Source organism: Streptomyces sp. NPDC055632 (assembly GCF_053618675.1).
The window spans coordinates 1-13642 of record NZ_JBSHHY010000001.1 but is presented as its reverse complement, the minus strand read 5'-3'; the positions used below and the strand labels follow the sequence as shown (position 1 = coordinate 13642).

The following is a 13642-nucleotide window of genomic DNA, read 5'->3' as shown; positions in this document are numbered from 1 at the left end:
CGGTCCCGAAGGCGCGGGCCCGGGACCGGCCGGTCCGGTTCACGCGTCCGGCCAGTCCAGGCACTCCTCGTGGAACCTCCCGGCGAAGACGTTCCGCGCGTGGGCCCGCATCCTCGGGCCGTACACGGGATCCGAGGCGAGCGAGGAGTAGCCGCCCTCCGGCCGCGCGACGAGGCCCGCCGTGTCCGCGAGGTGGACGTCGAGACCCGGGTACATCAGCTCGACGCACGGCAGGTCGTCCACGTCGAGCGCGAACACCGGGTACTCGCCGAACGCGTCCGGCTCACCCGTGGCGAGGACCCGGCGGGAGTCGGAACCGCCGGGCAGCAGGAAGCACTCGTCGAAACGCTCCGACAGCGCCTCGAACGGCGCTCCCCAGCCGTCGCCGAACTCGTCCCGGCCGATCCGCCCGAGCGTCCGCGGAGTGAAGCCCGACCCGGAGTCGAACCAGCCGAACCGGCGCAGCAGACCGCTGTCGAACGCCAGCCACCGGCGCAGACTGGGCGGCAGCGGACGCCCGCTGGGGAACACGGCCGCCGCGAGCACGTCGTCGTCCAGCGGCTCCGCCGCTCCCGCCAGCCAGGGCCCCGCCCACGCGTCGTGGTCCAGCACCGGCCGCCCGGGATCGGCGCGGACGGAGGCGATGACGCGGTCGGTCAGCGGAACGCCGTGCTCGGCGGAGGGGATTCCCACGATGCGGATCGTCCTGTTCGCGTGTGCTGCCGGTCGGTGCCGGGTCGGCCCCAACCTACGGCCACCCACCGACACGCGAGGCGCCTTCCCGCGTCACCCGATCGCCCGCACAGATGTCGCCACCACCGCCGCGCGGTGACGATGATCGCAAAGGCCACCGAGAAGACGTGCGTCGGGAAGGCGTGCGTCCGGGAGACGAGGGCGTCGCATGGTCCAGGGATTTTCCAGAGAACCGGGGACCCACGGTCCGCTCACCGAGGTCGCGCCGGAGGGCATACGGAGGATCACCCTCTGGGCCGCCGCGATCGCGCTGGGCGGCTTCCTGTTCGGCTTCGACACCGGCGTCGTCTCCGGCGCGCTGCTCTACATCAAGGAGGACTTCGACCTCAACTCCTTCGAACAGGGCAGCGTGGTCAGCGTCCTGCTCATCGGCGCCGTGGTCGGCGCCACCTCGGCGGGCCGCCTCGCCGACCGGCTCGGCAGACGCAAGGCCCTGCGCCTCATCGGCGTCGTGTTCGTCGTCGGCACCGCGATCGCCGCCCTGGCGAACGGCTACCTGACGCTCATGGCGGGCCGGATCGTCCTCGGACTCTCCGTCGGCGCCGCCTCCGCCACGGTGCCGGTCTACCTCTCGGAGATCTCGCCGACGAAGATCCGCGGCCGGCTGCTCACCATGAACCAGCTCATGATCACGATCGGCATCCTCGTCGCGTACCTCGTCAACCTCGCCTTCGCGAGCAGCGAGGCCTGGCGGGCGATGTTCGCCGTCGGCGCGATCCCCGCCCTCCTCATGATCGCCGCCACGCTGTGGCTGCTGCCCGAGTCCCCGCAGTGGCTGATCGCCCACGGGCAGGAGGACGTCGCCCGCCGGGGGATCGCCGCCCTGACCGACGGGCCGACGGCCGACGAGCTGGTCCGGCGGGCCCGGCAGCGCATGGCCGAGGACCGCGAGAAGCAGAAGCGGAACGAGCAGGCGGGTGAGAAGGGGACCCGGCGGCTGCTGGCCCCCGACGTGCGGCCGGCCCTGATCGTCGGACTCACCCTCGCCGCCGTACAGCAGTTCGGCGGCATCAACACGATCATCTACTACGCGCCGACCATCATCCAGCAGACCGGACTCGACGCCTCGAACGCCATCCTCTACTCGGTCTTCATCGGCCTGATCAACCTCGTCATGACGCTGGTGGCGATCAGACTGGTGGACCGGGTGGGACGACGGCCCATGGTCCTCGTCTCGCTCGGCCTGATGACGGTCTCGATCTTCATGCTGGGACTGGCGTTCGTCGTGGGCATGAACTCGGAACTGACCCTGGTGTTCATGGTGATCTACATCGCCGCCTTCGCGGGCGGCCTCGGCCCCGTCTTCTGGACGCTGATCGGCGAGATCTTCCCGCCGTCCGTCAGGGCCGAGGGATCGAGCCTCTCCACCGCCGTCAACTGGGTGTCCAACTTCGTCGTCAGCCTCGCCTTCCTGCCCCTGGCCAACCTCATCGGCCAGGGCGAGACCTTCTGGATCTTCGCGGGGATCTGCCTGTTCGCGTTCCTCTTCGTCGGCCGGTACCTGCCCGAGACCCGCGGTCGCGACCCCGAGCAGATCGAAGAGGCCCTCGACGCCCGCTTCAAGCACGAGCCGGACCGCCCGGACCGCTCCGACGGCCCCCGGGGGACCGCATCCCCGCAGAAAGGACGCTCGCGATGAGCGACACCCTCCTCGGCCCCGCCGACCTGGAGACGGCCGACGCCCTCGTCCTCTTCGGCATCACCGGCGACCTCGCCAAGAAGATGCTGCTGCCCGCCCTCTACCGGCTCGTCGAGGACGGCCGGCTCACCGTCCCCGTCATCGGCGTGGCCGCCGGCGACTGGGACGACGAGGCACTGCGCCGGCACGCCCGGGAGGCGGTCGCCGCCGCCGTCCCGGACCTCGACGAGGAGGTCTTCGCCCGGCTCGCGGCGAACCTCTCCATCGTCACCGGGGACTTCACCGACAAGGCCACCTTCGACCGGCTCCGCGAGGCCGTCGCCGGGCACGGCTTCGTCGCCCACTACCTGGCGATCCCGCCGTCCCTGTTCACCACCGTCGCCCGCGCCCTCGCCGAGGCCGGCCTGAACCGCGACGCCCGCCTGGTGGTCGAGAAGCCGTTCGGGCACGACCTGGAGTCCGCGCGCACGCTCCAGGAGGAGCTGAACACCTGCTTCGACGACCACCACCTGCTGCGGGTCGACCACTTCCTCGGCAACAGCGCCGTGGAGAGCCTGATGGTCGCCCGCTTCGCCAACACCCTCCTCGCCCCGATCTGGCACCGCTCCTACGTCGACAACGTCCAGATCACCCTCGCCGAGGACTTCGACGTCGCCGACCGCGGCTCCTTCTACGACGCCGTCGGCTGCCTGCGCGACGTCGTCCAGAACCACCTGCTCCAGGTCCTCGCCTTCCTCGCGATGGACCCGCCCAGCGTCTCCAACGCCCGCGCCCAGGGCCTGGAGAAGTGGCGGGTCCTGCACGCCGCCCGCACCATGGAGCCCGCCGCCACCGTCCGCGGCCAGTACGAGGGCTACCTCGACGTCGAGGGCGTCAAGCCGGACTCCACCACCGAGACGTACTTCGCCACCCGTCTGTTCATCGACAACTGGCGCTGGGCCGGCGTCCCCTTCTACCTGCGCAGCGGCAAGGCCCTGGCCGTCACCGCCACCGAGGTGATCGTCCAGCTCCGCACCCCGCCCCTCGAACTCTTCGGCGGCGACGCCTCGGAGACCCCGCCCAACCTCATCCGCTTCCGCATCGACGGCGACACCGGCATCCGGGCCGACCTGATGCTCCGCAAGCCCGAGGAGGGCGTGGAACGCCCGGTGACCGTGCCCATCGGCGTCGACTTCGCCAAGGTCCTCGGGCGGCAGGAACTGCCGTACGAGAACATCCTCAGGGGCGCCGTCGTCGGCGACCCCGAGGCCTTCGCCTTCTTCCCCACGATCCTGGAGTGCTGGCGGATCGTCGGACCCGTCCTCGACCCCGCCGAGCCGCCCCTGCCGTACGCCCCCGGCACCTGGGGCCCGGAGGCGGCCGACCGGCTCCCCGAGCTGGAGCACTGGCACCAGCCGGGACGGCGCCTCTTCGAGGACGTCGACTGACGGACCGGCACCCCGCCGGAGGGTCCGGCGGGAGACGGGCGGAAAGGGGACGATGGCCAAGCTCCGCAGGCGCGTGGAGGACAACCTGTGGCCGGTGCTCCAGCAGGCCGTGGCCGCGGCCCTGTCCTGGTGGATCGCGGACGACCTCATCGACCACCACGTCCCCCTGTTCGCCCCGATCGCCACGCTCGTCGCCCTCAACACCCCCCTGGGCGGGCGCGGCACCAACACCGTGCGGGTCCTGGTCGGCGTCATCAGCGGCGTCGTCGTCGGACAGCTCGCCTTCACCCTCCTCGGCCACGACCACGGCGCCGTCACCGTCGGAGCGGCCGTGCTGTGCGCGCTCCTCGTCGCGCTCGTCCTCGACGGCCGGCGCATCACCATGGCCCAGGCGGCCGTCGGCGCCGTCATCTGCGTCGCCGCCGGACAGCAGGCCGGCATCGACCGCGTCCTGGACGCGCTCATCGGCGGCGCCGTCGCCCTCGTCTTCAGCCAGCTCCTCTTCCCCGTGCACCCCCTCGCCCTGCTGAGGAGGGCCGAGTCCACCACCCTGTCCGGCCTGGCGGACGCCCTCGGCCTCACGGCGCGCGAGATGGATGCCGGGGACGACGAACGGACCTCCCGCACCTGGGACGAGGTGCGCACGGTCTACACGCTGCTCGACGAGCTGGGCCAGGCGCGCACCGACAGCGCCGCCGTCGCCGGCCGCACCCTCCACCGGCGCGGCGGCAGGGAGCACCTCACCCGGGAGACGGTCACCGCGCTCCACCTGGACCTGCTCGGCAACAGCTGCTTCACCCTCGTCCGCCGCGCCCTCGCCCTGGACACCCGGCACCGCCAGGAGTTCGCCCCCACGCTGCGGGCCCTGTCGGGGGCCCTGGACGCGCTCGCGGCGGCGCCCGGAAGCCGCGCGGTCCGCCGGCACGCGACCCGCTGTGTCCTCGACGCCGTCCGGGACGCCCCGGACGCCGGACTCACCCCCACGGTCACCGTGTGGGAGAGCGTGCGGCTGGTCGCCCGGGACGTCCTGGTCTTCGCGGGCGTCGACGACGACACGGCCGAACGGGCCGTCCACGAGGGCGCCGTCGAGGTCCCCGTACCGGACCCGCCGCAGCAGCGCCGGCTCCTGCCGGCGCGCCGGCGCCGCCCGTGACCGCGACCGGGGGTCAGTCGTCCGCGTCCGCCGCGAGGACGAGGTCGCGGCGGGCGTGCCAGGCCAGCGAGTCCGCGATGCCCCGCTCCACGGAGAGGACCGGCTCCCAGTCCAGGAGTTCGCGGGCGAGGGCGATGTCGGGGTAGGCGCCCGCGTTGTCACCGGGCCGGCGGCCCGCCACCTCGGTGGGCAGCGGCTTGCCGGTGACGTTCTCGAACGCCCGGATCAGCTCGAAGACGGTGGTGCCGTGCCCGGTCCCCAGGTTGACGGGCCGGTACGGAGTGCCGCCGGCGTCCCGCGACGTGATCGCGTCGAAGCGGCGGAGGGCCGCGACGTGGGCGCGCGCCAGGTCGTGGACGTGGACGTAGTCGCGGATCCCGGAACCGTCCCGGGTCTCCCAGTCGGTCCCGGTGACGGGGAACGGGCGCCCCTCGTGGAAGGCGTCGATCATCACGCCGAGGGCGTGGGTGGGCCGCCTGACCTGGAGGCCCGAGCGGAACTCGGGGTCGCAGCCGATCGGGTTGAAGTACCGCAGGGAGACCGCGCGCAGCGGCGTGCCGGCGGCGACGTCCTCCAGCACGTTCTCGAAGTGGGCCTTCGTCCGGGCGTAGGGGCTCGCCGGGCGGAGCGGCGAGGACTCGGTGATGCCCTGCCCCGGTTCGTAGATCGCGGCCGACGAGGAGAACAGGAAGCGCTCGCAGCCGTTGCGGACCAGGTGTCCCAGGAGCGCCAGGCCCTTGGTGACGTTCTCCGTGTAGTAGTGCAGCGGCCGCGCCACGGACTCGGGGACGACGATCTTCGCCGCGCACCCGACGGTGGCGTGGATGTCGGGGTGTTCGGCGAAGATCCGGTCGATCAGCTCCCCGTCGGCGATGTCGCCGCGGTACCAGGTCCGCCCCTCGACGAACTCGGCGCGGCCCGCCGACAGGTTGTCGAGGACCACGACGTCGATCCCCTCGTCGAGACAGGCCGCCGCGACGGTGGAGCCGATGAACCCGGCCCCGCCGGTGATCAGTACCTTCATGTGCGCTTCTCCCGGGTCGGACCCGGCGCGCCGATCACGCGCCGGGAGCTGTCGAGCGCCCGACGGTAGCAGCGATTTGGTCGGTTTCGGATAAGTTCGGGAGTGAATGACCCTCGCGGGAAGGCCGGTTGACGTGCAACCCCTACCACGCGTTTCCACCGCCGCGCGGTTCCGCTACCGCGCCGCGTCCGCCCCGTCCGGGATCTCCTGCTCCGCCCAGATCGTCTTGCCGTGCCGCGTGTAGCGGCAGCCCCACCGGGTGGTGAGCTGGGCGACCAGGTACAGGCCGCGGCCACCCTCGTCGGTGAGCAGGGCCCGGCGCATGCGGGGCTGGGTGGCGCTCGGGTCGGACACCTCGCAGACCAGCCGGCCCGCCCGGATCAACCGCACCTCCACCGGACCGCCGGCGTAGCGGATCGCGTTGGTGACCAGCTCGCTCAGGACGAGCTCGGTGGTGAAGGCCAGCTCCGTCAGGCCCCAGTCGTCCAGCTGCCGGGCCGCGGCCCCGCGCACCTCGGCCACGGCGGCCGGATCGGCGTCCACCGGCCAGACGACGTGGTCGTACGACGGCACCGCGCGGGTGCGGGCGAGCAGCAGGGTGATGTCGTCGGTGAGGTGGTGCGCGGGACGGCCGGCGACGATCTCGCGCCCGAGCCTCCGCAGCGGGGTGTCGAAGACGCCCGGCTCCGCGAGACGGCGGGCGAGGTCGGCCATGCCCTCGTCGACGTCGCGCTCGCGGCTCTCGATCAGGCCGTCGGTGTAGAGGGCGAGGATGCTCCCCGGCTCCACGTCGACCTCGGCGATCTCGAAGGGCAGCCCGCTCACGCCCAGGGGCGGTCCCGGGTTCACGGGGACGAACGCGACGCTCCCGTCCGGGGCCGCCACGGCCGGCGGCGGATGCCCGGCGGAGGCCATCGCGAGCCGCCGGGACACCGGGTCGTAGATCGCGTACAGACAGGTCGCGCCGATCGGGTCGGTCCGGGGCCGGGCGGGCCCCGTCGCGTCGTCGGACTCGTCGCTCCCGTCGGTCTCCACGCCGAGCTGGGAGACCAGGTCGTCGAGGTGCACGAGCAGCTCGTCCGGCTCCAGGTCGAGGTCGGCCAGGGTGCGCACGGCGGTCCGCAGCCGCCCCATCATCGCCGTGGCCGAGAGCCCGTGGCCGACGACGTCGCCGGCGACCAGGGCGACCCGGGCGGACGAGAGCGGGATGACGTCGAACCAGTCCCCGCCGACGCCGGTCCCGGTGTCGGCGGGCAGATAGACCCCGGCGGTGGTCACGGCGACGTTCTCCGCCTCCGAGGGCGGCAGCAGACTCCGCTGGAGCCCCACCGACGCGCGGTGCTCGCGGGTGTAGCGGCGGGCGTTGTCCAGGGCGAGCGCGGCATGGCCGGCGATCTCGTGCAGCAGATGCAGGTCGGCCGCCTCGTACGGCGGTTTCCCGGCGTCCCGGTGGACGGTCATGCGCCCGAGGACGCTGCCCCGGGCACGCAGCGCGACCGTCATCGAGGTGAGCGGGTCGGCCGGTGCCGCGGGGGCGTCGGGCCTGGCCAGGACGACGTGGTCGAGGGGCGCCTCCGCCGTCCTGTGCCCGGCCACGGCGGTCCGGCGCAGGGGCATGCTGCCGTCCGGGGCCGGGGTGGGCTCCTCGCCGGTGAACACCTCCTCCGCGATCTCCACCACGGCGAGGTCGCCCACCGCCGGCACCAGCGCCGCCGCCAGGTCCTCGGCGGTGCCGACGACCGACAGCGAGCCGCCGACCGCCGCGGTCACGCGGTGCAGCACGGACAGGCGCTCGCTGGTGCGGCGCAGTTCGGTGACGTCCGTGAACAGCGCGGTCACCCCGAACACCTGTCCGTCGGGCGCCTGCAGCCGGAACGCGGAGATGGCCATCACCGCTCCGCCCCCGGGCTCCTGGAGGGTGCGGACCGTCTGCTCCGCCCGCACGAGCGGCAGCCCCGTCCGCAGCACCTCGTGCAGCTGCCGCTCGACGGCCGCCGCGTCCTCCGCGTACAGGAAGTCCATGAGCCGCCGTCCCCGCAGGTCCGGCGCGAGCCCGGTGTACGGGAGGAGGTGGGTGTTGGTCCTGACCAGCCGCAGGTCCAGGTCGAAGACGGCCAGGCCGAGCCGGTCCTGGAGGAACAGCTCCGTGGTGAACGCCTGGTCCTGCCGCCACCGGGCCGCCGTCCCCTCCGGGGCCGCGAGGACGAAGTACCGGGACGCCCCGGCGCACGCGCCGGCGTCCGTGAGCGGCAGGACCTGGAAGTCGACCCTCAGCTCCTCGCCGGTGCCCGTGAGCGTCACGGCCACACCGGACCAGGCCTCCGGCCACCGGTCGGACGGCGGCACGTGCCGGGTGTCCGGGTCCTTCAGCAGGTCTCCGATGTGCAGCCCGCAGGCCCGGTCGGCGGACAGGGAGAGCAGCTCCTCCGCCGCGCGCGTCCACCCGATGATCCTGCCCCCGGCGTCGAGCAGAGCCCCTGCGGCCTCACCGGCGAAGGGCAGCCCCCGGTACTCCGGTGCGAAGGGCGGGATCTCGTCGTCCACCTCGTGCTCTGCCTCCCTCACACGACACGGCATCCCCGCGCGGGCTCACCTTGAGCGTTTCCTCCATGTCACACCGGGCTCCTCGCTGCACGGGGCCGGACCTCCATCATCTCTCCGCCCGCCCCGCCCGCCAGTCGGCCGGGACCGCTCCGGCCGCGGCCCGCGCCGGTGCGGCGCCGCCCGGACCCGGCGCTCCGGCCCCGGGCGGCGCCGCGCCGCCGGCCGGACCGCCATTGGGCCGAAAGGGCGGCCCCGGGGCGTGCCCGGTGGGTGGCCGGGACCGTGATCCGCCGATCCGCGGGACACGCCCCGGTCGCCCCCGCCTCCGCTGCCGCCGTCGCCGCCGTCCGAAGGGTGCGTGGCCGGTGTCCGAAGGGTGCGTGGCCGGTGTCCGGGCCGGACGCGGGATCCGTGGTGCGCGAGGACTGTCGCAGCCGTGCTACTCGGCGGTAATGTGCGGCTCCGTCCACGACTTGGGGGAGTGGTATGGGCACCGTCACGACGTTCGATCCCGTCACCGAGCACGAGAGGACCCGCGCCGCGCTCGCCGCCGCGGTCCCGCGCCTGGTCGCGCTGCTGCGCGCCGTGCCCGACCCGGACGCGGGGTCGGGCGTCCCCGAGTGGACGGTCGGCGACGTCGGTGCCCACCTGGCGGCCGTGTACCTCGCGTACACCTCCCTCGTCTCGCCCGACGAGGCGGTGGAGTGGGACGGCGTTCTGCCCTCCGGCGAGGGGACGTCCGGCGGGGGCACGTTCGTCGAGCGGATCACGGCCATGAACGCGCGGTCCGTGACCCTGTTCGGCGGTGAGGACCGCGCGAAGGTGCCCGACTTCGTCGCCGAGCGGGGCGAGACGTTCCTGCGCGTCACCGAAGGGCTCGCCCCGGACACCCCCGTCTCCGCGCCCTGGTACGGGGAGGTGCCGTTCACCCTGGCGACGGTGACCGGTCTGCTGCTCAGCGAGACCCTCGTCCACGGCCTGGACGTCGCGCGCGGCGCCCGCCTCCCGTGGCCGATCGGCGACGACGAGGCCCGCCTCGTCCTGGGGCAGTCGATGCCGACGATGATGGCGGCGGCCCTGGACCCGGTGAGGGCGCGGGGCGTGCGCATCGCGTTCGACCTCGCCATCAAGGGCGGCCCGCGCCTCGCGGTCGTCGTCGACGACGGGACCGTGACGGTCACCCGCGACGCCCCGCCGCGCGCCTACGACTGCCGGATCGTCGCGGCGCCGGCCGCCTTCCTCCTGGTCTCCTTCCGGCGCACGCCGATCTGGAAGGCGGTGGCGAGCGGCCGGATGCGGGCCGGCGGCCGCAAGCCGTGGCTGGCCCCGCGGCTCGGCCGGCTCGTCACCGGTCCCTGATCCCGGCCGTCAGACCGCCGCCCGCGGCCGGTCCGGCTCGTCGCCGATCACGGCGAAGGCCGAGTCGAGGCTCACCGCGAAGGCCGCGTCGAGGCGCCGCAGCACCGTGGGGTTCTCGCCGCGCAGCGCGGCCCCGATCCGGTCCTTCCGCCAGTCGTCCGACATGCCCGCGAACTTATCTGTCGGCGACCAGGGCCTGTTCGGCACCCTTCCGCCGGACGGTGCGCCGCTGCCACCACCGGCGCCGGACGCGGGGGTGCACCGCGCGGCCCAGGCGCCGGCCGATGAGCAGATAGCCGAGCAGCGCGCCGGTGGTGTTGAGCATGACGTCGTCGATGTCGAAGGCGCGCCCCGTGATGAGGGCGCCCTGCACCAGCTCGACGAACAGCATCGTCACGATCGTGAGCAGGGCCACCCGCACCAGACCGCGGGTCCGGCGCGACAGCAGCGGCAGCAGGACGCCGAACGGCACGCCCAGCAGGACGTTGCCGCCGAGCTGCTTCACCGTCTCCAGGAACGCCGGCTGCTCCAGGTACGCCCGGATGGAACTGCCCGGGGTCAGATTGCTGTGGGTGAGGGGCACGGACGCCGGCGACGCGTTCAGGGTGAGCCTCGCCAGGACGATCGCGAACGCCACCATCCCCATGAGACCGACCAGCGCCACCAGCACCCGGACCGCCCTGCCCGGTCCCCGCCGCTCCTCCGCCTCCCGGGGCGGCTCGGGCGCCACGGGAGGCGGGGCGGGCACGGGACCGCCCTTCTCCGTCGTTCCCTCCGCGCTCCGGTCCCGTCTCCACGTCCTCATGTTCCGCCCCCATCGTCAGGCCTCTCCGAGGGGTTGCGGCTACCCGGGAAGCGACGCCGCAACCCATGTGCGCCGGGCCTGCGCGGCAACGGCCACAGGCGCCCCGTATGTCCCTGCGCGCCGGGCCGGCACGACAAGGGCCACAGCCGTCCCGTACACCCCAACAAGCCGTGAACCGGGCCGGGTTCCGCATGGCCGGAAGCGCAGCGGGCACGAGACGCGCATGGAACACGACACGGAGAGCAGACCCTCGCGCGAGCCCCGGCGGTCCGGACGCGCCACCCGCGGGTGGCCCCTCGCGGCCGCGCTCCTCGCCCTGATCCTGGTGCTGGTCCTGGTGGGCCGGTTCTTCCAGCCGCCGGGCCTGGGCGACCTGTTCGGGAGCGAGACCAAGGACCGCTCCGGTCCCGCCGTCCTGAAGTCGATCCAGGACATGAACCGCCACGAGGGGGCCGTCGGCACCTACCAGGTCGTGGTCGACCTGGAGAAGGACGCCCGGTTCCTGCCCGACGCGATCCGCGGCACCCGCACGCTGTACGTCGCCAGCGGCAGCGTCGGCGCCCACGTCGACTTCTCGGGCCTCGCCAAGGACGCCGTCACGGTCGACGAGGAGCGCACCACCGCCACCCTCCGCCTGCCGCACGCCCGGCTCGACCGGCCGTACCTCGACCCCGAGCGGTCCTACACGGTCTCCAAGCAGCGGGGCCTCCTCGACCGGCTCGGCGACCTCTTCTCCGACAACCCGGCGGGCGAGCAGGCCGTGAACGTCCTGGCCGCCCAGCGCATCGGCGAAGCGGCGAAGGAGAGCGACCTCACCACCCGGTCGGAACGCAACACCACCGCCATGCTCCAGGGCCTCCTGCGCGCCCTCGGCTTCGAGAAGGTCACCGTCACCTACGGCTGAGCCGGTGCTCCCGGCCTGTGCCGGGGCCCGGAGCGTCGGTCCGGCGTCCGGGTCGGCTCGCTGCGCGCCGAGGTGTGCACGACCCGCCCCCGCGCCCCGTTGACCAGGGCAGGTACGGCGGGGACGTGCCCGCGCTCGACGTCGGCGACGACCGGCACGCCCAGCGGCCCGAGCGCGTCGAGCACGGCCTCGTGCTGGGTGAGCGAGGCGGTGCCGGGCGCCGGGGTCCGGCCGACGAGGACCGCGTTCGCCGGGTCGAAGAACCCGGCCGGCCTCATCCCGTGCAGGTTCCGGCAGATGGCGAACGCGTCGTCGCCCCCCGCCTCCACGTACACCGGGAGGCCTTCCGGGGACTCGGTCCGCGCGAACTCCCGGACGTCGAGGCAGGGCGTCCCCGCGAGGTTGCACAGCATCTCGACGCAGCCCCCGATCAGGCGACCCTCGGCCTCCACGTCCCCGTCCGCGTCCAGCCCGGTCCACCCGCCGGACGCGTCCAGCGTGAACTCCCGCACCTCGGGGATCGCCACGTCGAGGCGCGCCCGCGGCTCCTTCGGGACCCCGCTCGACGGAGCGGTGACACCGACGCGGTCACCGGGGCGCAGGGGACGTGGGCAGCGAAGGGCCGTGCGCCGGGTTCCGGCACGGCGCGGCGCCGCCGCGACATCGGTTTCCGGGGCGTCCGGAGATCCGGGGCGCCCCCGACTCGGTTCCGTACCGGCGGAGTTGAAAACTCCTGCTGAGAGGGGTGGCGCGAGGCGCGTCACGGACGCGGAAGCGGGCATACGCGGGAGAGAGTTCTTCGCCCCGCCCCGCTCGCCGCCCCTTCCGGCGGCGGCCGGCGGCGCGGGGCGCCCACTGACATAAGCGTCCACTGACGTAGGGGAGAGTCGATGCGCACGGTAGGAGTCGAGGAAGAGCTGATGCTCGTCAACGCCAGGACGGGCGAGCCGTTCGCCGTGTCGTCGGCGGTACTGGCGTCGGCGGCCCTGCACGGCGACGAGGCGGGGGAGGTCTTCGAGAAGGAGCTGCACCAGGAGCAGCTGGAGTTCTCCACCCAGCCGCTGACGGACATGGGGGAGATGCGGAAGGAGATCGTGCGCTGGCGGGGCGAGGCGCTGCGGTACGCCCGGGAGTCCGACGCGGTCGTCGCCGCCCTCGCGACCTCGCCCGTCCCCGTCGAGCCGTCCCGCCACCGGGGCGAGAGGTACCGGTGGATGGCCGAGCAGTTCGCCCTCACCACCAAGGAGCAGCTCACCTGCGGCTGCCACGTCCACGTGGCCGTGGACTCCGACGAGGAGGGGGTCGCCGTCCTCGACCGGATCCGGCCCTGGCTCTACCTCCTGAACGCGCTCAGCGCGAACTCCCCGTTCTGGCAGGGGGAGGACAGCGGGTACAGCAGCTACCGCAGCCGGGTCTGGAACCGCTGGCCGTCGGCCGGCCCGTACGAGCTCTTCGGCACCCCGGCCGTGTACCACCAGCAGGTCGAGGCCATGGTGGGGACCGGCGTCCTGAAGGACTCCGGCATGATCTACTTCGACGCCCGCCTCTCCGCGAACTACCCGACCGTGGAGATCCGGGTCGCCGACGTCTGCCTGGAGCCCGACACCACCGTGCTCGTCGCGACCCTCGCCCGGGGCCTGGTGGAGACCGCCGCCCGCGCCTGGCGGAACGGCGAGCCCCCGGCCCCCGTCTCCGCCGGCCTCCTGCGCCTCGCGTCCTGGCGCGCCGCCCGGTCCGGGCTCGGGGGACCGCTCCTCCACCCCCTCACCCTGCGGGAGACCCCCTCCGAGGAGGCGTTCGAAGCCCTTCTCTCCCACGTGGAGGAGGCCCTGGCGGACACCGGCGACCTCGACGAGGCCCGCAAGGGGATCGCCGCGCACCTGGCCCGGGGCGGCGGGGCGGACCGCCAGCGCGCCCTGCGCGACGAGGGCATGGACCTCCACGAGGTCGTGAAGGCCTGCGCCCGGATCACGACCGCCGGCGACTGAAGGAGACCCGTGACGGCCGGAGCGCCGCCCCCCTGTGGAAGGGGGG

10 protein-coding genes and 2 pseudogenes are annotated in these 13642 nt (G+C 73.8%); 6 read left to right on the top strand and 6 right to left on the bottom strand.

Annotated elements, in window-relative coordinates:
* Nucleotides 1-39 precede the first annotated feature (39 nt).
* Nucleotides 40-693 carry a hypothetical protein gene (locus tag ACWGSR_RS00060; RefSeq protein ID WP_453562573.1) on the bottom strand — a complete coding sequence of 218 codons (654 nt, stop codon included), beginning with the start codon at nt 691-693 and terminating at the stop codon, nt 40-42.
* Nucleotides 694-901: 208 nt separating this feature from the next.
* On the opposite strand from ACWGSR_RS00060, the gene ACWGSR_RS00055 reads away from it, so the two are divergent.
* The 3 genes from ACWGSR_RS00055 to ACWGSR_RS00045 are packed head-to-tail and all read left to right on the top strand — an operon-like array spanning nt 902 to nt 4972.
* Entirely contained in the window at nt 902-2392 is a 1491-nt protein-coding gene (locus ACWGSR_RS00055; RefSeq protein WP_376243044.1) for a sugar porter family MFS transporter, read from the top strand.
* Nucleotides 2389-3819: a glucose-6-phosphate dehydrogenase gene (gene zwf, locus ACWGSR_RS00050; protein ID WP_453562571.1), complete on the top strand. Its 1431-nt coding sequence runs from the start codon at nt 2389-2391 to the stop codon at nt 3817-3819. Before ACWGSR_RS00055 ends, zwf begins: the two co-directional genes overlap by 4 nt.
* A gap of 52 nt (nt 3820-3871) precedes the next feature.
* Nucleotides 3872-4972: an FUSC family protein gene (locus tag ACWGSR_RS00045; protein WP_376243048.1), complete on the top strand. Its 1101-nt coding sequence runs from the start codon at nt 3872-3874 to the stop codon at nt 4970-4972.
* A 13-nt stretch (nt 4973-4985) separates the two neighbouring features.
* Here ACWGSR_RS00045 and galE read toward each other — a convergent pair whose 3' ends face one another.
* Nucleotides 4986-5996, bottom strand: coding sequence for a UDP-glucose 4-epimerase GalE (gene galE, locus ACWGSR_RS00040; RefSeq protein WP_453562569.1), 1011 nt, complete (start codon nt 5994-5996; stop codon nt 4986-4988).
* A 174-nt stretch (nt 5997-6170) separates the two neighbouring features.
* The gene (locus tag ACWGSR_RS00035) at nt 6171-8561 is read right to left on the bottom strand and encodes an ATP-binding SpoIIE family protein phosphatase (RefSeq protein WP_376243052.1); all 2391 of its coding nucleotides are present in this window, start codon (nt 8559-8561) and stop codon (nt 6171-6173) included.
* A 465-nt stretch (nt 8562-9026) separates the two neighbouring features.
* Here ACWGSR_RS00035 and ACWGSR_RS00030 point away from each other — a divergent pair, with 465 nt between their 5' ends.
* Entirely contained in the window at nt 9027-9899 is an 873-nt protein-coding gene (locus ACWGSR_RS00030) for a maleylpyruvate isomerase N-terminal domain-containing protein (protein ID WP_453562567.1), read from the top strand.
* 54 nt (nt 9900-9953) lie between these two features.
* On the opposite strand, the pseudogene ACWGSR_RS00025 reads toward ACWGSR_RS00030, so the two are convergent.
* Together ACWGSR_RS00025 and ACWGSR_RS00020 are read right to left on the bottom strand one after the other, a co-directional pair.
* A pseudogene (locus ACWGSR_RS00025) lies at nt 9954-10064 on the bottom strand (diadenosine tetraphosphate hydrolase); the annotation flags it as partial.
* Nucleotides 10065-10074: 10 nt separating this feature from the next.
* Nucleotides 10075-10647, bottom strand: a complete 573-nt coding sequence (locus ACWGSR_RS00020) for a VanZ family protein (protein ID WP_453562565.1) — start codon at nt 10645-10647, stop codon at nt 10075-10077.
* 280 nt (nt 10648-10927) lie between these two features.
* Between ACWGSR_RS00020 and ACWGSR_RS00015 the strand changes: the two genes are divergently transcribed.
* Nucleotides 10928-11608: a DUF4230 domain-containing protein gene (locus tag ACWGSR_RS00015; protein WP_376247185.1), complete on the top strand. Its 681-nt coding sequence runs from the start codon at nt 10928-10930 to the stop codon at nt 11606-11608.
* On the opposite strand, the pseudogene ACWGSR_RS00010 reads toward ACWGSR_RS00015, so the two are convergent.
* Nucleotides 11599-12126, bottom strand: a pseudogene (locus ACWGSR_RS00010) (LD-carboxypeptidase); the annotation flags it as partial. The gene ACWGSR_RS00015 and the pseudogene ACWGSR_RS00010 overlap by 10 nt on opposite strands.
* A gap of 372 nt (nt 12127-12498) precedes the next feature.
* On the opposite strand from ACWGSR_RS00010, the gene ACWGSR_RS00005 reads away from it, so the two are divergent.
* Entirely contained in the window at nt 12499-13596 is a 1098-nt protein-coding gene (locus ACWGSR_RS00005; RefSeq protein WP_376247182.1) for a glutamate--cysteine ligase, read from the top strand.
* The last annotated feature ends 46 nt before the right edge of the window (nt 13597-13642 follow it).